The following is a 23,232-nucleotide window of genomic DNA, read 5'->3' on the forward strand; positions in this document are numbered from 1 at the left end:
GGAGCAAGGCTTGCCCGCGATGAGGCCGCCTCGGTCACCTGATTTCAGCGGTGAATTTTCAGGATTTGCCCTTTACGCGATCGGGATAGTTCAGCACGAATTGCACGTGCGCCTTCACCCCGGTCGCGAAGGTGGCTTCATCGACGGTGAAGTAGGGGCTGTGGTTGTTGGGCGCTTTGGACATGTCCTGGCCTTCAGGGGTGGCGCCCAGGAATACGAACAGGCCGGGTACCTTCTGGGCGTAGTAGGAAAAGTCTTCGCTGGGCGACAACGACGACTCAAGCCGCTGGACCTTGCCTGGCGCTGCCAGCTTCATTGCCGGCACCATGGCTTCGGTGAGGGTCGGGTCGTTGATGGTCACCGGGGCATTGTTGACCAGCAGCAACTTGGCTTCGGTTCCATAAGCGCTGGCGATGCCACTGACCAGCGGAGGCATTTTCTGCAGGATGCTGTCGCGTATGTCGGCGTTGTTGGTGCGGATGGTCCCGGTCATCTCCAGGGTTTCGGGGATGATGTTCGCCGCCGAGCCGGCATTGATCGTGCCGACACTGATGACCCCCATTCCCTTGGTCAGATCGATGCGTCGACTGACCAGCGTCTGCATCGCGGCAATGATGCCCTGGCTGGTGACGATTGGATCGTTGCCGCTCCAGGGAGCAGAGCCATGGGTCTGCTGCCCCTTGAGCTGGATGCGGAATGAATCGCTGCTGTTGAGCACCGTGCCGGCCTTGTAGAACAGGTGCCCGGTCGGGTAGCCCGCCATCACGTGCAGGGCAAATATCGCCTCGACTTTGGGCGAGTCCATGGCGCCATCGCGAATCATTGCCTGGGCGCCGATCAAGGTATCGGTCTGGAACTCGTCCACATCGGCCGCGCCTTCTTCGGCGGGCTGGAACAGGAAAACGACAGTGCCGCGCAGTTGCTCGCGATGCTCGGCCAGTACCTTGGCCGCACCCAGCAGCATGGCGGTGTGGGTGTCATGGCCACAAGCGTGCATCACCGGCACGGTCTTGCCCAGCCGCACACCGGTGGCCTGGCTGGCGAAAGGCAGGTTGGTCGCCTCCTTGACCGGCAGCGCATCCATGTCGGCGCGCAGGGCCACCACGGGCCCAGGCAGTGCGCCTTTGAGCACGCCGACCACGCCCGTCTTGCCGACCTGGGTGCGCACTTCGATGTTCGAGGCCTTGAGCTGAGCGGCGACCAGGGCAGCCGTCTTGACCTCTTGGTTGCCCAGCTCGGGATGCTGGTGAATGGTGCGGCGCAGATCGATGACTTGCTGGTTGACCGAGCTGACTGCGGAATCCACCCAGTCCAGGTCAGTCGCCTGGCTCGAAGGGGCGCCAAGTGCAGTCAACAATGCCAGGTACAGGGGAGCTAGGATCGGACGTTTCAAGGTGAGGTTCTCACTGTGTTTTTATTATCCGGCAGACATTGCCGCACCCAAGGGTATGGGCTCGCGCGCGCAGCGGCAAAGGCCAATGACCGGTAATCGCACGGCTTTTGCTGTTTTTTGCGAGGTTCGATTCGGGGAAAAAAAGTGCGCAGAATATGGACAGTGATCAGCATTTTCCGGATAGCGTCGAACGGCTTTCTACCGAGCGGGATGCAAGTATCGACCTGTCAGTGATCAGGCCTCGTGTATCTGGTTGACCCCGGTGATCTGCCCGTTCCAGATCATCTCGTAATGGGCGGTCTGGATGATCGACAACACCGGCCTTGGGGTCATCAGTGCCCAGCAGTGGTTACCCTGCAAGCGCACCGACCGGTAGCGCAAGCCGGGACAACCTGCCAGCTTCACGGCCTTGCCCAGGCGCTGGGATGACGCGTAATCGTCGGGCGCGTAAATCGCATCGTTCATCGCCACGGTGGCGGCATCTTTCATCGCCGCATCGACGAACGAACAGGACAACCCACGGAACACAAAACGTTCATAGTTCAAACCATGGACGTTCGACCAGTACAGGCTCTGGTGATGTTGCACTTCCGCCAGGGCAGTTTCCATCGAGGCAGCCAGGTACAACACGCCAAAGCTGCCATCGCTGAAGCGCGAGCCGGCCGGGTTGACGTGGGTGAAGGGGGCAGTGGCGTAGGAGCAGCCGGGAATGCCGAAGGGGATTTCGCTACGCGCAATCATCTCCAGCTGACCGAGTTCGTTCCTGAGCCTGGGGTTGGTCAGTGCCTGGATCTGATAGAGCGCTTCGAACTCCCGGGCGTCGGCCACGTCATCGAACAAGTCGATGGGCGGGAACTTCGAATTGACCAGGCGATAAGCTTGCACCGGCTCCCCGGCAAGAGTCGGCAAGAGGTCCAGGGTCACCATTGTGCACCCCGCAGGACGTCGATCCGGCGGAAGGTCTCATAGAGCGAGACCATGTCCCCTTGGGACATGATCTCCAGGGGCGAGCGGCCGTTGAAGAACTCGTTGTGATTGGCCATGGCGGGGAAGCCATAAACATTGTCCGGGTTATCAAATACCAGGCGTAGCGCTGCGTGGATGTTGAGGATAAAACTGATGCGTTGCATCTGATCGGCATCCAGCGCCACCGACCAGTCAGCGTCACGCTGTTTGGCGCGGGTGTGGGTGCTGCGGGAAATACGCAGGATCCGGCAGGCCTGCTCGCTGGACGCTGCCCATTTTTCAATGATCCCGACTGCCGCCCGCAGGCCGGCCACGCATTGATCCTTGGAAAAGGCCTGTGCAGGAAGGGCGTTGGCCATGAAATCCACCTCACTTGATAATCTACAGATCAAGTTATAGTCTTTTTGCGTCTACAGATCAAGGCGCCGCTTAAATGGGCCGCTGTCACCCATTAATGCGGCATCCCCCGCCAGCCTCGCGCTTAATTGACTCCCGGCGCGTCCATAGGGTGTACCATCAAGGTCTGCTCATCAGATATCAGTTTGCCATGACCACGCAAAGCCAAGAGAGCCGCCAGATCGTAGCTTCTCTGGCGCACCGTGTGGGCCCCGACGCCGACTCCGCAAGGATTGCCCAGGCGCTGGCCACCACTTTGCAGGATATGGACGCAGCCCTCGCGCCGATCATCGGCAAGCAGGGGGTTGTCGCGCTTTACTGCCGCAGCGTGCATCTTTGCACCGCCAGGCACCCGCACTTGGCCGTCATTTGTGCCAGTGTTCCGCAGTCGCTGGATGTGCTTGCCCTCGAGTCAGTGCTCGTCGAGCAGAGCGATGCCCAAGCGTTGTTCTTCAGCGAAGTCATGCTGACAACTGTCTACGAGCTGTTGACCACGCTGATCGGGCCCTCGCTCACCGCACGTTTGCTTCGTGACGTGTGGGGACCTTCCTTGAGCGACACCCCTTCGCAGGAAATTTCGCCATGAGCACCAAAGTAACTATCAACCGTCTGGCCACGGGCGTGCCAGGACTGGACGAGGTGCTGGGCGGAGGACTGCCGGAATTTTCGTTCAACCTGATCGCCGGCCCTCCGGGCTGCGGCAAGACCACCCTGGCGCATCAGATGATGTTCGCCCTGGCCACCCCTGAGCGACCGGCGCTGTTCTTCACCGTGCTTGGCGAACCACCGCTGAAGATGCTGCGCTATCAACAGCAGTTCGACTTCTTCGACAGTGAGGCTATCAACCACTCGGTGCGCTATATCAACCTGGCTGACGACACCCTGGCCGGGGACCTGGATGAAGTGCTGCGGCGCATTGTCAGCGAGGTGCAAACCCACTCGCCGGCCCTGGTCTTTGTCGACTCGTTCCGCTCGGTGGTATTGGCCAGCCAGACCCAGGACAACCCGAACAACAACCTGCCGCAGTTTGTCCAGCAACTGGGCATGTTGATGACCACCTGGCAGGCGACGACCTTCCTGATTGGCGAGTATTTCACCGAAACCGATACCAATCCGATTTTCACCGTGGCCGACGGCCTGATCTGGTTGCGCCAAAGCGTGCAGCGCAACTCCATGGTGCGCAAGATGGAAATCATGAAGATGCGCGGCCAGCCGACGCTGCCTGGACTGCACACCTTCCGTATCGCCACGTCGGGGATCAAGGTCTTCGCACCGGTTGCGACCGAGCACTTCGAGGTCGCTCGGCCACCTGTCGGCGAGCGCCTGAAAATGGGTGTGCCGCAACTTGACGAGATGCTCGGCGGTGGCCTGCCGCGGGGCTATTCACTGCTGGTGGCCGGCCCTTCGGGTTCGGGCAAGAGCATCCTCGCCGCGACATTCCTGGCAGAAGGTGCGCGCAATGGCGAAACCGGGGTGATTGCCGTCTTTGAACAGCGCCCCAATCATTCGCAGAACGCCACCCTGGCGGGCCTGATCGAGGCGGGCAAGGTCGGCCTGGTGGATAGCCGCGCGCCGGACCTGTCCATCGATGAGATTGTGCATTTGCTGCTTAGCGAAATCCGTCGCCTGAAGGCCACCCGGGTGGTGATCGATTCATTGTCAGGTTTCGAGCTGGCGCTGGCGCCGACCTTTCGCGAAGATTTCCGCGAGTCGCTGTCGCGGATGGTCACTGCGTTGACCGGTGCCGGGGTCAGCGTGCTGATGACTTCCGAGCTGGAAGACCGCTACACCGACCTGCGATTCAGCCCTTATGGCACGGCATTTCTCACCGACGCGATCATCGTGCAGCGCTACATCGAAGTGCAGAGCCGCCTGCTGTGCATCATGGCGGTGGTCAAGGTGCGTTCCAGTGCGCACTCCGACGAGCTGCGCCTGTACCGCATAGACAACGACGGGCTGCAGATCGGCGATCGCTTGCCGGATCAGGAAGGTTTGCTCGGCGGCCGCCCAACCCGGCGCCACTCGGGCCCCGACAATGGATGAGCATTATCATGAGCGAGGCTGATGGCCGACACGAAAAAGCGCTGGCGACTGCCGCTCGCGAATTGTTCGTGCTGGGTCAGAAGACCGTTGAAGCGCGCGCGGTGCTGGGGGCCCTGCAAAAGGAACTGAGCGACGCCAACACGCAGCTGATGGACAATCAGCAGGTCGAGCAATTGATCGAGGCCAATCAACAACTGGTGCTGGCAATCTTGTCAGCGCAGTCCGACGCCCAAAACACCGAGCGTACCGACCGCGAGCAGCGGCTGTTCGTGGAGATGCGCGAAGCCAACGAGCAACTGGTGATTGCCGCCCTGAGCGCGCAACAACTGCAAGCCTCGGCCGAACACACGCTGCTGCAGCAACGCAACACCCTGGCGGTGGTGGCCCACGAGTTGCGCAACCCGCTGACGCCCATCAGCATGATTGCCGGGCGCCTGGCGAGGGTGCCAAGTGCAGAGCTGCCACGCATGCAGCACTTGATCGAGGGGCAGGTCAAGCACATGTCACGGCTGGTGGAGGACTTGCTCGATGTCTCCCGCGCCACTTCCGGGAAGCTGCGTCTGGACTGCAGCCTGATTGATATCGTCCCGGTCATCGAAGACGCCGTCGAAATGTGCCGGTCGTTGATGACCGATCGCGGTCTGCACTTTACGGCTGATGTGCCGCAGCAGCCCCAGATGATAAAGGGTGATGCCGTGCGCCTGACGCAAATCCTCGACAACCTGCTGGGCAACGCCGCCAAGTACACCCCGGCGGGCGGCGTCGTCACGCTGGGCGTCACAGCCCAGGGCCACAACCTGATCATCCGTATTCGTGATAACGGCATCGGTATTTCCGCCCAGGCGCTGCCGTTTATCTTCGAACCGTTCGTGCAAGACAATCATGCCATGGGCTTCAACAGCGCCGGCCTGGGTATCGGCCTGACGGTGGTGCGCGATCTGGTCGAGGCACACGGAGGGCGCGTGACCGGTCGCAGCGAAGGCGATGGCCAGGGCAGCGAGTTTGTGGTGACCTTGCCCCTGATTTGAGACCTCACGGATGAAAAGCTCGCTTGTTCTGCGGTATCGTCGCACTCCAGGGATCAGATCGCTGACAAGGAGTTCACCATGGTACTGACACCCGATCGTCTGATGAAAATCGCCCGCACCAACCCGGCCAACGTCGAGATCCTCGACCGTCTGCCGGCCCTTGGCCTGCAGCAGTGCATGCTCACTGCCGGCTGCCTGTTCCAGGCCGTGTGGAACCATCACGACGCAAAACCCGCCGCGTGGGGCATCAAGGATTACGACGTCTTCTACTTTGACCAGGACTTGTCCTGGGAGGCGGAGAACGAGGTCATCCTGGCGGCCAAGGCGCTGTTTCAAGACCTCGACCTCAATATTGAAATCAAGAATCAGGCCCGAGTCCACCTGTGGTACGGCGAGCGCTTCGGCGGGGTGTATCCGCAGCTCAATTGCGCAAAGGAGGGCATTGATCGCTACCTGATCGAGGGCACCTGCGTGGGCGTGGATGTGCTGACCGGCGAGGTGTATGCGCCTTATGGCCTGGATGATATCGAGCAGGGGCTGTTGCGAAACAATCCGGTGAACCATCAATTTGATCTGTTCGAAAAGAAAGCGCTCAGCTATCAGGCGCGCTGGCCTTGGCTGGAAATTGTCTATCCGGCTGTTTGAGGCAGGAAAAAACGAACTTGCCTGATCCGCTTTCCTCCAAGAACAAGGATGCACATAGCGAGGAGGGCGCAATGCACGCAACCATCGATGTAGAAACCGCAGCGTCGCGCCAATGAGCCGCTACCAGGCCTGCATCGGCTGCGCCGGCTGGAATCTGCCCCGAGACCAGTGGCCGATGTTTGCTGCTGAAGGCACTCATTTGCAGCGTTATGCATCGCAGCTGACGGCCGTCGAAATCAACAGTTCGTTCTATCGCTCCCATCGGCCGAAGACTTATCAGCGCTGGGCCGAATCGGTACCTGCGGGGTTTCGATTCTCGGTCAAGCTGCCCAAGCGGATAACCCATGTTCTGTGCTTGCAGGATTGCGAGCCGCTGCTGGACGAGTTTCTCGGCCAATGCACGGCACTGGGCGATGCCCTGGGCTGTTTGCTGGTGCAGCTACCGCCCTCCCTGGCGTACGACGAAGCCATGGCCACGGCATTTTTCAGCGCCTTGCGCCTGCGTTACCGCGGGGCCCTGGTGCTTGAGCCTCGGCATGCCAGTTGGCAAAACGCTCAGGCGTTGTTGGTCGAGCAGCAGGTCGGGCAGGTGGCGGCTGATCCAGCGGCCATTCCTGGCGGTGACGTGCCGGGTGGCTGGCGGGGGATTGAGTATTGGCGCTGGCACGGCTCGCCCCGTATTTACCACAGCGCCTACGATATCCCGCGACTGCAGGCACTGGCGCAGCAGGTGCAATTGGCGACCCAGGCAGGACGCGAGGCCTGGTGCATCTTTGACAATACCGCCAGCGGATTTGCCGTGGGCAATGCCTTGGCCCTGCAATCGTTACTCACCCCGGCGAGCAACAAAACGCTCGTTTGCAAATAGCCTTCAATTAGCGCTTCGCGCAGTCGATAACCTGATCAGAACAGCCATCTGCAGCATGGCTGCACCCAACTGATCGGGGATGCACAGAGTGTCGATAAAATTACGTTTGATACTGCTGATTGGTACCGGCTTGCTGACGGCCTTGATCATGAGCCTGGTCAGTTATATGGGAAACACGCAGATGGCGGAGGCGGTGAGCGATAACGAAGTCAGCATGGCCGCGCTGCGCAATCATCTTGAAGCCGACATGATGCATGACGCCCTGCGCGCCGACGTGTTGTCGGCGATGCTGGTCGGCCTGGGAAAGAGCAACAGCAGCCAGGCCGAGGTGCGCAACTCCATCGATGAGCACGCGGGACGTTTCCGTGAAGTGCTGGGCAACAACCTCAAGCTGCCGGTCAACCCCACCCTCCAGGCTGGCCTCAATCAGATCAAGCCGAGCCTCGATACCTACATCAGCGCCGCGGAGCGGATTGTCGGGCTGGCGCTGGAAAATCCTTCGGCTGCGCAACAGGAACTCGGCACTTTTAATGCCGCATTCAGCCAGCTCGAAGACCAGATGGCTGCGCTCAGCGAACTGATCGAAACCGATACCCAGCACACCAGCGTCGGTACGCAACAGGCCATCAGTAACGCCAATTTTGCCCTCGGTGGTGTGCTGATCGCCAGCCTGTTGTTGCTACTGGTGCAGGGGCGCTGGGTGCTGCGCAGTATCATGGGCCCGCTGCAAACCGCCAGTCGCATCGCCAACAGCATCGCCCACGGCCACCTGAGCGAGGCAATTGCCGAACCTGCCGGCAAAGATGAAGCCAGCGCCCTGATTCGCAGCCTGGCGACCATGCAGCGCGACTTGCGCGGCATGATCGAGGTCGTGCGCAGCAACGCCCACGGCGTGAGCGGCATGAGCGAACGGTTAAGCAATGGCTGCCATGAGGTCGCTGACAGCAGTCAACAGCAAAGCAGTGCCGCCAGTACCATGGCCGCAGCCGCGAGCGAAATGACCGCCAGCATCGAGGAGATCACCCGGCATGCCGAGCGTGCGCTGAACATGGCGAACCAGGCGGAAAACCTGGCCAAGGAAGGCGGCCGGGTGATCCATCAAGTGGTCAGCGACATGGATGGCATCGCTCGCTCGGCGCAGCAGTCGGCGCAGGTCATCCGCACCCTGGACAAAGAGTCCGAAGGGATTTTCAGCATCATCCAGGTCATCAAGGGCATTGCCGACCAGACCAACCTGCTGGCACTGAACGCCGCGATTGAAGCCGCCCGCGCCGGAGAGCAGGGCCGTGGTTTTGCCGTGGTCGCTGACGAAGTGCGCAGCCTGGCGGGGCGTACCAGTGCGTCGACCCAGGAAATCGCCGGCATGGTTGCGCGCATCCAGCAAAGCACCCGGGAAGCGGTCAGCAGCATGGAAGCGGGGGTGGCTCAGGTCGACAAGGGGATGGCGGTGACCGCCGAGGTCGAGCGGGCGATCCGGGAAATTCTCGATGCCACGCTCAATACCACCCAACTGGTCAACGACATCACTCGCACCATTGGCGAGCAAAGCCTGGCCAGCAACGAAATTGCCCATCAGGTGGAAATGATTGCCGGGATGTCAGAGGGCAACAGCCGTGTGATTGGCGAGACGGCCAACACTACTGATGAGCTGGCGAGCCTGGCAGGGCAGTTGTCGCAGTCGGTTAACAGGTTCCGGCTTTGAAGCCGCGGCAGGCGCTGGCACAGCCCGCGATCTTTTGAACCGACGTCTCACCCAAAAATGCATCTAATGTTTTTAGATGCATAAAAAAACATTTACAAGCAGAATGCATGCTGTGATTATGTTCGTGCGAATTTAAAAAAACAAAATCGCATGCGGCACTGATTCCAATCAGGCCATAACAAAAACGACATAAACACAGGCTTGAAGCCGGCACTGCCCCTGGCCGGACTTTTCAGCGAAGGAGAACCTCTCCCGTGCATCGCTTATTGAACAGATCCCTCTGCGTCACCCTGCAAGCCCTCAGTGTGGTTGCACTCGGCGCAGCCTTTGCGCAGGCCCAGGCCGCCGGCACCTTGCGAGTTGGCCTCAACGCCGATATCCGCAGCACCGAGCCTGGGGTCAACCGTGACGAGAATACCGATACCGTGATGCTGCACATCGTCGAGGGCCTGGTGGCCCATCGCGAGGATGCATCGGTCGGCCCGTTGCTGGCCAAGGAAGTCCAGGTTTCCAACGAAGGCCAGACCTATACCTTCAAGCTGCGCGACGGGGTCCGTTTTCAAAATGGGGCGACGCTGACGGCGGCTGATGTCAAGTGGACCTGGGAGCACTACCTCAATCCCAAGACCCAGTGGCGCTGCCTGGCGGAGTTCGATGGTCGCGGCGGGGCGAAGATCACCGATATCGCCACACCCGATCCGCTGACTGTGGTCTTCACCCTTGATCAGCCGAGCGGACTGTTTCTGGCCTCCATGGCCCGTCCTGATTGCGGCGGTGGTGGCATTCTGCACCCGGACTCAGTGGCGGCGGATGGCAAGTGGAAAGCCCCGATCGGTACCGGCCCGTTTACCCTGGCCGAGTGGAAACCCGGGCAGTCGGTGGAGCTGGCTCGCTTCAAGGATTACAGCGCCCGTGACGATGCCGGCCCGGATGGCTTCACCGGCAAGAAACAGGCATTGGTCGATGTGCTGCGCTTCATGATCATTCCCGATGCGTCTTCGGCCAAGGCGGCGCTGCTGTCGAACAACATCGACCTGCTGCCGGACGTCACCGCCAGCGATGCCCAGGAGCTCAAGGCACTGCCGGGCGTGCAGGTGTCGGTCAGCCCGATCATGGCGATCTGCGGTTTGCTGTTCCAGACCAACGATCCTCTGCTCAAGGACGTGCGCATTCGCCAGGCCATCGCTCATTCACTGGACTACGGACAGATGGTCACGGCCTTGTCCAACGGCCTGTCCGAGCCGAACAATTCGGCAATACCGCAGACCAGTGCTTTCTACGACGCCACGGCGAAACAAGGCTACAAATATGACCCAGAGCAGGCTCAGCGTCTGTTGAAAGAGGCCGGTTACAAAGGCCAGCCGATCAAGATGATCGTCAACAAGCGCTATCAGCAGATGTTCGACATGGGCGTACTGAGCCAGGCCATGGCCCAGGGCAGCGGCCTGAATATCGAGATGGAAACCCTGGAGTGGGGGACCCAGCTGGAGCGTTACCAGAGCGGCAACTACCAGATGATGTCGTTCTCCTACTCATCGCGACTGGACCCGGCCCTGGGTTTTGATTCGCTGATGGGCGACAAGAGCAAGGAGCCGCGCAAGGTGTGGGACAACCCCCAGGCCCAGGGTTTGCTGCGCGAGGCCGTGCGCGAGAGTGACACGGGCAAGCGCCAGGCCTTGTTCGATCAACTGCACAAGATGATGATTGAGGACACCCCGATGGTGATCATCTACAACGGCACCATTATCGGCGCGTTGCGCGACAGCGTCCGTGGCTACCACTCCTGGCCGGTGGCCAAGCCACGCCTGTGGGGCGTGAGCCTCTCGGCTCAGTAAGGCGGAGTCTGATCATGTTGCGTTTTATCCTGCAAAAACTCGGGATGGCGATACCGACCCTGTTGCTGATTTCGGTGATGGTGTTTGCGTTGATCCGCTTGATTCCCGGTGATCCGGCGCTGCTGATGCTCGGCGACATGGCCGACCCCCAGAGCCTGGCCGACATGCGCCGCAACCTGGGCCTGGATAACAGCCTGGTGACCCAGTTTCTCATCTGGATCAAGGCCGTGCTCAGCGGTGACCTGGGATTCTCCATCAGTACTAAACAGGCGGTATTGCCGCTGATTCTGGAGCGTTTCAGCGTCAGCGCGATTATCGTCCTGGTGTCGGTGCTGCTGGCCACGCTCATCGCGGTGCCGGTGGGGCTGATCGCCGCCTGGAAACAGAACAGCGCGCTGGACCTGGGGCTGGTGACCACTGCCACCTTGCTGCTGTCGATTCCCAGCTTCTGGCTTGGCTTGCTCCTGCTCCACGCGTTCGGCATCAAGCTCGGCTGGCTGCCGGTGGTGGGGTACGTCAGCTTTGCCCAGGCACCCTGGCAGGCCATGAGTTACCTGGTACTGCCGATCGTCACCCTGACCTTGGTGGAGCTGGGCGCGATCACTCGCATGGCCCGGGCCAGCACCATTGAAGTCCTGCGCCTGGAATACATTGCCCATGCCCGCGCCAAGGGGCTGTCGGAACGCGCGGTTCTCTGGCGGCACGCCTTGCCCAATGCTTTTGCGCCAACCTGGACCCTGGTCGGGCTGATCCTTGGCAACCTGCTGGGCGGCATTGCGGTACTGGAAACCGTGTTCACCCTGCCGGGCATTGGCCGGCTGATGGTGGACGCGATCTTCGCCCGCGACTATCCGGTGCTGCAGGGCTGCCTGCTGCTGATCACCTTCATCTATGTGCTGGTCAACCTTTGTGTGGATCTGCTTTATCCGCTGTTCGATCCAAGGGTGAAGTTATGAGTTCGAATCCACCTGTGGCGCCGCTTGTCGACACCGCCACCCCCGCAGGCAAGCGGCCCCGTGCCTGGCCCGCGGCCAACGCCATGATCGGCGGCAGTCTGCTGTTGATCCTGATCGCCCTGGCCTTGCTGGGACTGGTCTGGACACCGTTCGACCCATTGCGTCTCGACTTACTGTCGCGGTTGCAGGCGCCATCAGCCACTCACTGGCTGGGCACCGATGAATTCGGTCGTGACGTGTTCAGCCGGCTGTTGATCGGCGCCCGTACCAGCCTGTGGATCAGCCTGCTGGCGGTCAGTGTCGCGGTGATCGCGGGGACCTTGATCGGCATGCTGGCCGGCTACCTGCGCGGCTGGACTGACCGCGTGCTGATGATGTTCAACGATGCGCTGCTGGCCTTCCCCGGCATCCTCATGGCCCTGGGCATCATGGCGATCATCGGCGCGAGCAAGTACGGGATCGTCCTGGCACTGGGCATTGCCTACACCCCGTCGGTGGTGCGCGTGGTGCGCGGCACCGTGTTGTCGCTGCGGGAGCTGGAGTACATCGAAGCGTCGCGGGTGATCGGCAATTCCGAGCTGTACACCATGCTGCGGCACATCGCCCCCAACTGCCTGGCGCCACTGTGCGTACTGGCTACCAGCATGTTCGGCTGGGCATTGCTGTCGGAAAGCGCCTTGAGCTTTCTCGGCCTGGGCGTTCCGCCACCTGCGGCGACGTGGGGCAACATGCTCGCCAGCAGCCGACCCTATATTGCTTCGGCGAGCTGGCTGGGAATCTTCCCGGGGCTGTTCATCTGCCTGGCACTGTTGGCTATCAATCTGTTCGGCGACGCGCTGCGTGATCGTCTCGACCCCCGGATGAGGAAATAAGCATGGCGACTGATACGTTGCTGAGCGTGGAAAACCTGAAGATTCGCGTGGGTGAGCACGGCGCACTGGCGGTCGACGACCTGAGCTTCAGCGTTGCACCGGGCGAGATCGTCGCCCTGGTTGGCGAGTCGGGCAGTGGCAAGACCATGGCGGCCCGTGCGGCGATCGGCCTGCTGCCGGCGCCGATGCAGGTCTGCGCAGGTCGCCTGGAGTTCCAGGGGCGTGATTTGGTGAAGCTCGACACCGCACAGCTGCGCGCCATTCGCGGCGCCAGCATTGGCATGGTGTTCCAGGAGCCAATGGTGTCGCTCAACCCCGCGTTGAAAATCGGCCAGCAGATGAGCGAAGCGCTGCAACTGCACACCGACCTCAACGCCGCGCAGATCAGCGAGCGTTGCATCACGATGCTCCAGCGCATCGGCATCAAGGACGCCGAACGCTGCCTGGAATCGTACCCTCACCAGTTTTCCGGCGGCATGCGCCAACGGATCATGCTGGCTTCGGTGATGTTGTTACGCCCGGCGTTGCTGATTGCCGACGAGCCGACTACCGCGCTCGATTGCCTGGCGCAGCTGGACGTCATCGAGCTGATGCTGGAGCTGACCCGGGAGCAGGGCACGGCTATCCTGTTCATCAGCCATGACCTGTCACTGGTCGCACGCTACGCCCACAAGGTAGTGGTGATGCGTCACGGCAAGTCAGTGGAGCAGGGCAGTATCCAGGACATCCTTCTGGCACCGAAGGCCGAATACACCCGCCAGTTGCTCGAAGCCTTGCCACGGCGCGGCGCATTGGCGCCATTGCCGGCCAGCGACGGCCCGTTGGTAGAGGTCGATCAGGTGTGCATCGAGCATCCCGGGCCTACTTCGTTCTGGGGCAAACGCCACTACAAGCGCGTGGTGCATTCGGCCAGCCTGGCGATTGCGCCGGGGGAAACCCTGGCGCTGGTCGGCGGCAGCGGTTCGGGCAAGACCACCCTGGGGCGTTCACTGGTGGGGCTGATCAAACCCTGTGCCGGGGCCATTCGGTTCAAGGGCGTGGACATTCTCAAGGCGGCCAATCGAACCCATCGGCTGCAATGCCAGATGATTTTCCAGGACCCTTATTCATCGCTTAATCCACGGATGAAAATCGGCGAGATCCTGGCCGAGCCATTGCGCCATGAACCGGCGCTCAATGCCCCGCAGCGCCGGGAGCGCGTGGCACAGACACTGCGCGATGTGGGACTGGCCGAACAGTTTATCGAGCGCTTTCCCCACCAACTGTCGGGTGGTCAGCGCCAGCGAGTCGCCATCGGCCGCGCACTGGTGCGGCATCCGCAACTGGTGATCGCCGACGAGCCGATTTCCGCCCTCGACATGACGATCCAGAAGCAGATCCTCGAACTGTTCGAGCGTCTGCAGGCGCAATACGGCTTCGCCTGCCTGTTCATCTCCCATGACCTGGCGGCAGTGGAGCGCATTGCCCACCGCGTGGCCGTGATGCATCAGGGCGAAGTCGTGGAGGTGGGCGCTCGCGAACAGATCTTCGACCACCCGCAACACCCCTATACCCGACAGCTGCTGGCGGCGGCGAGCCCGCTGGAAATGCTGAGCGACGGCGGCTACCGAATACGACCCGCAAGCTTTTGATTTAGCACCCTGATGACACCCGGCGCGCCAGCTTCAAAACGGGCGCGAAGGGGGAAGTCATGTCCGAAAAACAATAAGACCTACTCATCCATCACGACTGCCAGGAGCCAATGACAATGCATAAGAACAACCTGAACCTGATCTTCAAGGGCGTAAGCCTCATGAGCGGCGGCTTGCTGTGCGCCCCGGCCTACGCCGATTTCATCAAGGACAGCAAGGCCGACCTGGAGCTGAAAAACTACTACTTCAACCGTGACTACCGCGAAGACGCCGGGCAATCCAAACGCGAGGAGTGGGCTCAGGGTTTCATGCTCAACCTCAAGTCCGGTTTCACCGAAGGCACGGTCGGGTTCGGCGTCGATGCGGTCGGCATGCTTGGCCTGAAACTGGACTCCAGTCCGGACCGCTCAGGGTCGGGCCTGCTGTCGCGCGACAACGAACCAGAGCCCGGGCAACCGAGCTACGTCAAGCGCGCCCACGATGAATATTCCAAGCTGGGTGTGACCGGCAAGGTGCGCTTTGCCAAGAGCGAATTGCGCAGCGGATACCTGGTACCGGACTTGCCGACCTTGCAACCCAACACCAGCCGCCTGTTCCCGCAGACGTTCCGCGGTACTCAGGTCACGTCGGCGGATGTCACCGGCCTGAACCTCACTGGTGGCCAGATCGACCGGACCAAACAACGTGAGTCGACCGACTATGAGGACATGGGGTTGACGGGTCAAAGCGGCGCTTACAAAAGCTCGGCCAAGAGCGATCAGTTCCGTTTCATGGGCGGCGATTACAAGGTCAATCCGAACCTGACGTTGACCTATCACTTTGCCCAGCTGGAGGACATTTACCAGCAGCACTATGTGGGCCTGAAGAACAGTTTTGCCCTGGGCGGCGGCGTGCTCAAGAGCGACATTCGCTACTTCGACGCGGACAAGGCGGGCGCCGGGCTGGCGGGCAAGGTGGATAACCGCGCGCTGAGCACGCGGGTCGCCTACAGCTACAAGGGACACAGCCTGGGCGGCGGTTATCAGGAGCAGTTTGGTGATACGCCGTTCACCTATGTCGATGGCACCAACACCTATCTGTTTTCCGAGTACCAGTTGAGCAACTTCTCCCAGACCAACGAGCGGGTGTGGCACGCGCGTTATGACTTTGATTTCGCTGCGCTGGGTGTGCCCGGGCTGACGTTCTCGACTCGCTGGGCCAAGGGAGATCAGGCGCAAGTGTTGGGTTTTGCCGGGGAAGGGCGTGAGTGGGAGCGGGATATCGACTTGGGGTATGTGTTCCAGTCCGGCGCGCTCAAAGGCGTTTCATTGCGCTGGCGCAACGGGATGAGCAAAGCCAATTACCTGCGCGACATGAACGAAAACCGCGTGATCGTCGGTTACACCGTGGCGCTTTGGTAATGAGCCTGCTGGACAAGATCAAAAGATCGCAGCCTTCGGCAGCTCCTACGGGGGGATGCCTACGGTGCGAGTCAGGCCTTGTTGCGCGCGATGCCCATCTTGCTGGCGACTTCCAGGTGCCGATGCAACAGGGTCGATGCCCATTCGTTGTCGCCCTGTTCCAGCGCATCGAGAATCGCCAGGTGCTCGCGGCAGGAGACCTTGACCCGCTCGACGTTGCTCGCCGAATGGAACTCGGTGAGCCGGCGCAGGCGGTTCTGTTGCTGGATCGCCTGCAGGATGTAGCTGTTGCCAGAGGCCGCAGCCAACAGCTCGTGAAACTCGGCATTGCATTCAAAAAAGCGCTGCCCGTCCACTTGGCCTTCAAGCAGCTCCAGCTGCCGCTCCCGGCACCGACGGAATTGCTCGGGGTTGACCTTGAAGGTCGGCTCCAGCAGCCCCGCGGGCTCGAGCAGCATGCGAAAGCGATAACTCTCGAAGCGGGTTTGCGCGCTGCTCAGGGTTGGCAGGAACAACCAGCCGTGACCGTGCCTGCGCTGCATTACGCCTTCATCGGACAGGCGCAACAGGCAACGGCGCAGCACGCTTTTACCGACGCCATAACGGCGCAGCAGGTCGCTCTCGGAGATCTGATCGGGCAGCACCTGGTTCAGCCGGTCATCGATCAGGCGCGTGTACAGGTCGTCCTCCTCGTTGTGCAACTCGCTGACCTGCTGTGCCAGTCCGCTGGCCGTCTGCAGCGGTACGCGAAAACCCTGCTGCGGCAAGGGCTCGATCAACTGCTGCTCGGCCAGGTACGACAGCGCGCTGCGAATGGGCGAGCGGGACACGCCCAGGCGCTGGGTCAGTTCGACTTCCTTCAGATGAGTACCGGGTTGCAGGTCGCCCGACTGGATGGCGGAAAGAATCTGGCCGGCGACTTTGGTCTGCAGCGAGGTGAGTTGAGACATGGCGCGAGGTCGTTCCTGTGGCAGGGGAAGGCAAGGATACCCGAAAAGCCCGGGCCGCTTCGATTCGCCCGAAACGGAATTATAGGCGGCGCAAATACATTTAATAAGTAAAAGTCACTATTTGAGCTGTATTACTTTCAATATAAAAACATTGCCGCCGCATCAATGGCAATTATCAGGAAGCGTTGTGATGACCTATGTACCTCTGCCCAGAGCCCTGCCTCAAGAACGGGGCGTCGACCCTCGCGGGATCGTCGAATTTCTCGAGGCGGTGAGTGACGCCGGGATCGAGCTACACAGTTTCATGCTCTATCGCCAGGGAGCGGTGGTGGCAGAGGCGTTCTGGCAACCTTATTCGGCGCGCCGCATGCACGTGCAGCACTCGGCGACCAAGAGCTGGACGGCCACCGCCGTCGGCCTGCTGGTCGACGATGGACGCCTGCAGCTCGACGCCAAAGTCGTGAGCTTTTTCCCTGAACTGTGCCCGCCACAGATCAGCGCGAACCTCGCCGCCATGACCGTCGAAGACCTGCTCACCATGCGCACCGGCCATCAGCGCGGCATTTCCGGTGGCGCCTGGCGCAATCTGCAAAGCAGCTGGGTCGAGGCCTTCCTGCACGAGCCTGTGGACGAACCCCCGGGCCAGTCATTCATCTACAGCAGCGCCTCAAGCTTCATGCTCTCGGCCATTGTCACCCGTGTCAGCGGGCAGACCATGCATGCCCTGTTGCAGGAGCGGGTCCTGGGTTTTCTCGGGATGGACAAACTGGAGTGGGATCTGGCGCCAGGTGGCTTCAATTCCGGCGGCAATGGTTTGAGCTGCACCACGGAAGACTCACTGAAGTTCGGCGTGCTGCATTTGAACAAAGGGCAGTGGCAGGGCCGGCAGTTATTGTCGCCGCAGTGGATCGCCGCGGCCACTCGCAACCAGGTCGAAGACGTGTGGATGGGCGAATTCGATGGCAAGCAATACCTGCCGCGCAACAAGGACGGTGCCAGCGAAGTGCAACGTGAAGGGTATGGCTACCAGTGGTGGATGACCCGTCACGGCGGGTACTACGCGTCTGGGGTTTTCGGCCAGTACTGCATGGTGCTGCCCGACCAGGAAACGGTGCTGGCCTTCACCTGCGGCCTGCAGCTCGGCGAACGCCGTTTGCAGGCGGCCATCTGGGAATATTTGTTCCCGGCCCTTGGGCGTGCAGCGGCGGACCCGCAAGCGTCCCGGTTGCAACTCGATGCAGCGATCGAAGGCCTGCGCCTGCCCATGCTGCAGGGCTTGAGTGAATCTCCCGAGGCTGAAGCCCTGCAGGGGCGTTTCGCCATCGAACCGAACGAGGACGGTGTGCGCGAGATCAGCTTTGATTTCAGCCCTGGCGAATGCGCGTTCAGCCTGGTCGATCATCGCGGAACCCATCGCCTGCGAGTGGGTTTGCAGCAGCCGTTGGAATCGATCACCAGCCTTACCGGTAACTATCTGCATCACCAATACCAACCACCGCAGACCCCGGTAATCGCCCATGGGCGCTGGACCCCTGATGGTGAGTTGCGAATGGACTGGCGCTTCGTCGAAACCGCTTTTGGCGACCATGTCCGTTGCCGTCTGGAAGGCGGTCGCCTGCTGTTTGATCGCGGCGTCAACACCAACGCCGGGTCAATGCAGCGGCCGACCCTGACCGGCAAGCGCATCTGAATCTTTTGACACTTTACGGAGCACTGTAGATGAACCAGACCTCGACTTCGGCGCTGTGGGCGCCCTTTACCCCGATGCGCCAGTTCGATCGCCAGCGGCTGCTGATCGACAGCGCCGAGGGCATGCACTACACCACCACCGACGGCCGTCAGGTGCTCGATGCAATGGCCGGGCTCTGGTGTGTCAACGCGGGGCACGGGCAGGGGCAAATCGTTGAAGCGATTCGCGAAGCGGCGGGGCGCCTGGACTTTGTGTCCTCGTTCAAGATGAGTCACCCGGCGGCACTCGCCTTCGCTGACCAGTTAGTGGCGAAGGCTCCGACGGGCCTGGACAAGGTGTTCTTCACCAACTCCGGCTCCGAGGCCGTCGACACGGCGTTGAAGATCGCCCGGGCCTACCATCAGGCTCGTGGCGATTGTCGCCGGACCAAACTGATCGGCCGCGCCAAGGGCTATCACGGCATGGGCTTCGGTGGGCTGTCGGTCTCCGGGATAGGCCGGCAGAAACGTGACTTCGGCCCGTTGCTAGGCGACGTTGCACACCTGCCGCTACCGTACGATGCCAGCTTGCGTTTCAGCCCCGGTCAGCCGGAGCAGGGCGCGCATTACGCCGACGCGTTGCTGCAATTGCTGGAAATTCACGACCCGGCGACCGTGGCGGCGGTCATCGTCGAGCCGGTCACGGGGTCGGGTGGGGTGTATGCGCCGCCACTGGGTTACCTGCAGAAACTGCGCGAAATCTGCGATCGGCATGGCGTACTGCTGATTTTTGATGAGGTGATCAGCGGTTTCGGGCGCCTGGGCGAGTCTTTCGGTGCGCAGGTGTTCGGCGTGACGCCTGACCTGATGACCCTGGCCAAGGGCTTGACCAATGGCGCCGTGCCCATGGGCGGCGTGCTGGTCAGCGGTGCGGTGTATGACGCGTTCATGCAGGGCCCTGACCAGGCCATTGAATTGATGCACGGCTACACCTACTCGGCGCACCCACTGGCGTGCGCCGCCGGGCTTGCGACCTTGGCAGTGCACGATGAGCTGCGCATCAATGCCCATGTGCAGCAGGTCGCGCCAGTCTGGCAGAACGCTGCACTGGCATTGCGCGAGCAGGGCCTGGTGCTCGACGTTCGCGCCATTGGCTTACTGTGCGCGGTTGAACTCAAACCCCGTGAAGGCGCACCGGGTGCCCGCGCCGCCGAGGTTGCCCAGCGGTGTTTCGACGCCGGGGTGCTGGTACGCGCGTCAGGGGAGAATATCGTACTGTCGCCGCCTCTGATTATCACGCAAGAACAGATCGCGCTGATCTTCGCCACCTTGCGCCGCGCCATCGACAAGGTCGCCTGAGGAGCCGCCATGAACTTCCTGGATTTCTACATCAATGGCCAGTGGGTCAAGCCGCAGGGTGGTTCTACCCTGGAGGTGATTGACCCGTCCACCGAGCGCTCGGTCGGGGTGATCAGCCTGGGTACCCGGGCCGATCTCGATGACGCGGTGGCAGCGGCAAGGCAGGCGTTTGCAGATTACTCGCAGTGGTCGCGGGCACAGCGCCTGGAACTGCTCGCGGCGATCATTCAAGGTTATGAAGCACAGAGCGAAGCCTTGGCTGAATGGGTGCACAAGGAGATGGGCGCGCCGCTGTCACTGGCCCGCAGCGCCCACGTTCCCGCAGGCCTCGGACATCTGCAACGCGCTTTTGAAGTGCTGCGCACTTATGATTTCGACCGTCCCCATGGCAGCACCCTGATCAGTCGAGAGCCTATCGGCGTCTGCGGCCTGATCACCCCATGGAACTGGCCGCTGAACCAACTGACCTGCAAAATTGCCCCGGCACTGGCGGCCGGCTGCACCCTGGTGCTCAAGCCCAGCGAAAGGGCGCCGCTGTCGGCGTTGCTACTGGCCGACATTCTTCATCAGGCCGGGGTGCCCAAGGGCGTGTTCAACCTGGTCAACGGCGACGGCCCGACCATCGGCGACGGCATTGCCCGCCATCGGCATATCGACATGGTGTCGTTCACCGGTTCCACAAGTGCCGGGGTTGCTGTGGCCAAGGCCGCGGCGGACTCGGTCAAGCGCGTGTCCCAGGAACTGGGCGGCAAGTCGGCCAATTTGATACTCGCCGATGCGGATATTAAGGCGGCTGTGCGCCACGGTGTCAGCAGTTGTTTTCGTAACAGCGGCCAGTCCTGCAATGCACCGACGCGATTGCTGATCCCGCGCCACTTGCAGCAACAAGCCGTGGAGATTGCCCGGGCTGTCGCCACCCAGATCTGTTTCGACGACAGCAATCCCTCCACCGCCATGGGGCCGCTGGCCAACCTGGCGCAATTTGAGCGCGTCCAGGCCATGATCGCCGGGGCGATGGATCAAGGCGCGCGCCTGGTGTGTGGTGGCGTGGGTCGTCCGGTTGGCGTGACCCAAGGGTATTACGTGAGGCCCACGGTATTTGCCGACGTCACCACGGACATGCCGATTGCTCGCGAGGAAGTGTTCGGTCCGGTGCTGGTGATCATGCCGTACGACAGCGAGGACGAAGCCGTGGCGATCGCCAATGACAGCCCTTACGGACTGTCAGGGTATGTGACCGCTGGCACTCTGGAGCAGGCTCGTTCGGTTGCTCGAAGGCTGCGCACCGGCATGGTTCACCTCAATGGCAGCAAGGCCGACAACGGCGCGCCCTTTGGTGGCTACAAGCAGTCGGGCAACGGCCGCGAGTGGGGCGTCCACGGATTCGAGGAATACCTGGAGTTGAAGTCGATGTTTGGTTACCAGTCGGGCGCTTAGACATTTTCGTTTCAAGGGCCTCATCGCGAGCAGGCTCGCTCCCACAGATGAACCCTGGCGAGTTCACTGTGGGAGCGAGCCTGCTCGCGATGGCGATAGTTCAAGCAGCCGTCAACTCCGCTCAGAGGTACTTATCCGTCACAGCGCCTTCCGAGGCGCTGGACACGGTCTTGGCATATTTGGCCAACACCCCGCGCTTGTACCTGGCCTCCGGGCGCAGCCAAGTCGTCTTGCGCCTGGCCAATTCAGCCGCCGCAACTTCCACGGTGATCTGCCGGGTTTCGGCATCGATAACAATTCGGTCGCCATCCTCGATCAACGCAATCGGCCCGCCCTCGAATGCCTCCGGTGTGATATGGCCCACTACGAAGCCATGGGAGCCGCCAGAGAAGCGGCCATCGGTGATCAGCGCTACTTCCTTGCCCAGCCCCTTGCCCATGACCGCCGAAGTCGGCGAGAGCATTTCGCGCATGCCGGGCCCGCCCTTGGGTCCTTCGTAGCGAATCACGATCACATCGCCTGCCTGCACCTCGCCGTTGAGAATGCCCGCCAGCGCGCCTTCTTCGCCGTGATAGACCCGGGCAGTGCCTGCAAAGCGCAGGCCCTCCTTGCCGGTGATTTTGGCCACCGCGCCATCGGGGGCCAGGTTGCCGCGCAGCACGACCAGGTGGGAGTCCTTCTTGATCGGCTGGTCGAAGGGCAGGATCACGTCCTGGCCGGACACGTAATCGGCAACATCGCGCAGGTTCTCGGCCAGTGTCTTGCCGGTCACGGTCATGACATCGCCATGCAGCATGCCGGCGTCCAGCATACGTTTCATCAGCGGCTGAATGCCGCCGATGGCTACCAGTTCGCTCATCATGTACTGGCCGCTGGGCCGCAGGTCGGCCACAACCGGCGACACTTTGCCCAGCTCGGCGAAGTCATCCAGCGTCAGCTCGACGTCCACGGCGTGGGCCATGGCCAGCAGGTGCAACACGGCGTTGGTCGAGCCGGCGAGGGCGATCACCACGCGAATCGCGTTTTCAAAGGCCTTGCGGGTCATGATGTCCCGCGGCTTGAGGTCGAGCTTGAGCAACTCCATGACCTGTTGCCCGGCGCGGAAGCTGTCTGACGTCTTGTCGGTGCCTACCGCTTCCTGGGAGCTGGAACCGGGAAGGCTCATGCCCAGGGCCTCGATGGCCGAAGCCATGGTGTTGGCCGTGTACATGCCGCCGCAGGAGCCAGGGCCGGGAATGGCCACTGCCTCGATTTGCTTGACCTGGATCTCGTTGATATCGCCGCGCGCATGCTGGCCCACGGCTTCGAATACGGAAATGATGTCGGTATGGCCGGCACCCGGGCGAATGGTGCCGCCATACACAAAGATCGAGGGGCGGTTCAGGCGTGCCATGCCGATCAGGCAGCCGGGCATGTTTTTGTCGCAGCCACCGACCGTGACCAGTCCGTCGAAGCCTTCGCAACCGGCCACCGTTTCGATCGAGTCGGCGATCACCTCCCGCGACACCAATGAGTACTTCATGCCTTCGGTGCCGTTGGCGATGCCGTCGGAGATGGTGATGGTGTTGAAGATCACCCCTTTGGCACCCGCCGCATTCGCCCCGCGTTCGGCCTCCCGCGCGAGTTTGTCGATGTGCATGTTGCAAGGGGTGACCATCGCCCAGGTCGAGGCAATGCCGATCTGCGGCTTGGCGAAATCCTCGTCGGTAAAACCCACCGCCCGCAGCATGGCGCGCCCCGGCGAGCGCTCCACGCCGTCAACTACCTGAGAGGAATATTTGCGCAATTCGGGTTTGTCGCTCATTTAGATGCCTCGCCGGCTCTGGTGAAAAAACACCTTGAGTATAGTGGCCCCGACGCCCGCAGCCGGACCAACAGGTCGGGAACAGACGCGCGGGTTTGTCATGACGTGATATTCTTTGCAGTAACTTGGTTCGATCCATTCAGTTTGCGTGTCCATGCGACGCGCCAACGGAATCACTGTCGCTCAAGCAGCTGAAGCCAATAAAGATAAAAAGTCAGTTCAGTAGGGACATATAAACTGAGGTCGATGCACTCAATCGGCCTTGTGTGCCCACCCTCC

The 23,232-nt window shown here is 61.4% G+C and carries 19 protein-coding genes; 14 read left to right on the forward strand and 5 right to left on the reverse strand.

Going from position 1 to position 23,232, the window contains the following annotated elements; genetic code table 11:
* Positions 1-58: 58 nt before the first annotated feature.
* The 3 genes from EQV97_RS01605 to EQV97_RS01615 form a co-directional block, all read right to left on the reverse strand.
* Positions 59-1,393, reverse strand: coding sequence for an amidohydrolase (locus EQV97_RS01605; RefSeq protein WP_240888241.1), 1,335 nt, complete (start codon positions 1,391-1,393; stop codon positions 59-61).
* Positions 1,394-1,627: 234 nt separating this feature from the next.
* Positions 1,628-2,320: an RES family NAD+ phosphorylase gene (locus EQV97_RS01610; protein WP_122840323.1), complete on the reverse strand. Its 693-nt coding sequence runs from the start codon at positions 2,318-2,320 to the stop codon at positions 1,628-1,630.
* Positions 2,314-2,718: a hypothetical protein gene (locus EQV97_RS01615; RefSeq protein ID WP_122840324.1), complete on the reverse strand. Its 405-nt coding sequence runs from the start codon at positions 2,716-2,718 to the stop codon at positions 2,314-2,316. The genes EQV97_RS01610 and EQV97_RS01615 overlap by 7 nt, the downstream gene beginning before the upstream one ends.
* A 188-nt stretch (positions 2,719-2,906) precedes the next feature.
* Here EQV97_RS01615 and EQV97_RS01620 point away from each other — a divergent pair, with 188 nt between their 5' ends.
* The 11 genes from EQV97_RS01620 (at position 2,907) to EQV97_RS01670 (ending at position 15,735) form a co-directional block, all read left to right on the forward strand.
* Positions 2,907-3,341, forward strand: coding sequence for a hypothetical protein (locus EQV97_RS01620; protein WP_240888242.1), 435 nt, complete (start codon positions 2,907-2,909; stop codon positions 3,339-3,341).
* Positions 3,338-4,798, forward strand: coding sequence for an ATPase domain-containing protein (locus tag EQV97_RS01625; RefSeq protein ID WP_240888243.1), 1,461 nt, complete (start codon positions 3,338-3,340; stop codon positions 4,796-4,798). Before EQV97_RS01620 ends, EQV97_RS01625 begins: the two co-directional genes overlap by 4 nt.
* 8 nt (positions 4,799-4,806) lie before the next feature.
* Positions 4,807-5,826 carry a HAMP domain-containing sensor histidine kinase gene (locus EQV97_RS01630; RefSeq protein ID WP_240888244.1) on the forward strand — a complete coding sequence of 340 codons (1,020 nt, stop codon included), beginning with the start codon at positions 4,807-4,809 and terminating at the stop codon, positions 5,824-5,826.
* 78 nt (positions 5,827-5,904) lie between these two features.
* Positions 5,905-6,471 carry a nucleotidyltransferase family protein gene (locus tag EQV97_RS01635; RefSeq protein WP_240888245.1) on the forward strand — a complete coding sequence of 189 codons (567 nt, stop codon included), beginning with the start codon at positions 5,905-5,907 and terminating at the stop codon, positions 6,469-6,471.
* 112 nt (positions 6,472-6,583) lie between these two features.
* The gene (locus tag EQV97_RS01640; protein ID WP_240888246.1) at positions 6,584-7,339 is read left to right on the forward strand and encodes a DUF72 domain-containing protein; all 756 of its coding nucleotides are present in this window, start codon (positions 6,584-6,586) and stop codon (positions 7,337-7,339) included.
* An 88-nt stretch (positions 7,340-7,427) separates the two neighbouring features.
* Positions 7,428-9,041 carry a methyl-accepting chemotaxis protein gene (locus EQV97_RS01645; protein WP_240888247.1) on the forward strand — a complete coding sequence of 538 codons (1,614 nt, stop codon included), beginning with the start codon at positions 7,428-7,430 and terminating at the stop codon, positions 9,039-9,041.
* 305 nt (positions 9,042-9,346) lie between these two features.
* Positions 9,347-10,876, forward strand: a complete 1,530-nt coding sequence (locus EQV97_RS01650; protein WP_240888666.1) for an ABC transporter substrate-binding protein — start codon at positions 9,347-9,349, stop codon at positions 10,874-10,876.
* A 14-nt stretch (positions 10,877-10,890) separates the two neighbouring features.
* A complete protein-coding gene (locus tag EQV97_RS01655; RefSeq protein WP_225570988.1) occupies positions 10,891-11,832 on the forward strand; it encodes an ABC transporter permease in 942 nt (313 codons plus the stop codon).
* Positions 11,829-12,704, forward strand: a complete 876-nt coding sequence (locus tag EQV97_RS01660) for an ABC transporter permease (RefSeq protein WP_240888248.1) — start codon at positions 11,829-11,831, stop codon at positions 12,702-12,704. Before EQV97_RS01655 ends, EQV97_RS01660 begins: the two co-directional genes overlap by 4 nt.
* 2 nt (positions 12,705-12,706) lie before the next feature.
* On the forward strand, positions 12,707-14,335 hold the full coding sequence (locus tag EQV97_RS01665; RefSeq protein WP_240888249.1) for a dipeptide ABC transporter ATP-binding protein: 1,629 nt from the start codon (positions 12,707-12,709) through the stop codon (positions 14,333-14,335).
* Positions 14,336-14,496: 161 nt separating this feature from the next.
* Positions 14,497-15,735, forward strand: coding sequence for an OprD family porin (locus tag EQV97_RS01670; protein WP_225571011.1), 1,239 nt, complete (start codon positions 14,497-14,499; stop codon positions 15,733-15,735).
* A gap of 71 nt (positions 15,736-15,806) precedes the next feature.
* Here EQV97_RS01670 and EQV97_RS01675 read toward each other — a convergent pair whose 3' ends face one another.
* On the reverse strand, positions 15,807-16,685 hold the full coding sequence (locus tag EQV97_RS01675; RefSeq protein ID WP_240888250.1) for a GntR family transcriptional regulator: 879 nt from the start codon (positions 16,683-16,685) through the stop codon (positions 15,807-15,809).
* A 190-nt stretch (positions 16,686-16,875) separates the two neighbouring features.
* Between EQV97_RS01675 and EQV97_RS01680 the strand changes: the two genes are divergently transcribed.
* Genes EQV97_RS01680 through EQV97_RS01690 form a run of 3 tightly spaced genes read left to right on the forward strand, consistent with a single transcriptional unit; the run spans position 16,876 to position 21,149 of the window.
* Entirely contained in the window at positions 16,876-18,375 is a 1,500-nt protein-coding gene (locus EQV97_RS01680) for a serine hydrolase (protein ID WP_225570990.1), read from the forward strand.
* Positions 18,376-18,404: 29 nt separating this feature from the next.
* Positions 18,405-19,712 (forward strand): aminotransferase class III-fold pyridoxal phosphate-dependent enzyme, encoded by a 1,308-nt coding sequence (locus EQV97_RS01685; RefSeq protein ID WP_122840335.1) that lies wholly within the window; start codon positions 18,405-18,407, stop codon positions 19,710-19,712.
* A 9-nt stretch (positions 19,713-19,721) separates the two neighbouring features.
* The gene (locus tag EQV97_RS01690; protein ID WP_240888251.1) at positions 19,722-21,149 is read left to right on the forward strand and encodes an aldehyde dehydrogenase family protein; all 1,428 of its coding nucleotides are present in this window, start codon (positions 19,722-19,724) and stop codon (positions 21,147-21,149) included.
* A gap of 121 nt (positions 21,150-21,270) precedes the next feature.
* Here the strand turns inward: EQV97_RS01690 and ilvD are convergent, their stop codons facing one another.
* Positions 21,271-22,953 (reverse strand): dihydroxy-acid dehydratase, encoded by a 1,683-nt coding sequence (gene ilvD / locus EQV97_RS01695; protein WP_240888252.1) that lies wholly within the window; start codon positions 22,951-22,953, stop codon positions 21,271-21,273.
* Between the last annotated feature and the right edge of the window lie 279 nt (positions 22,954-23,232).

The organism is Pseudomonas sp. TMW22090, from assembly GCF_022496665.1.
In the GTDB taxonomy this organism is placed as follows: Bacteria; Pseudomonadota; Gammaproteobacteria; order Pseudomonadales; family Pseudomonadaceae; genus Aquipseudomonas; species Aquipseudomonas gregormendelii.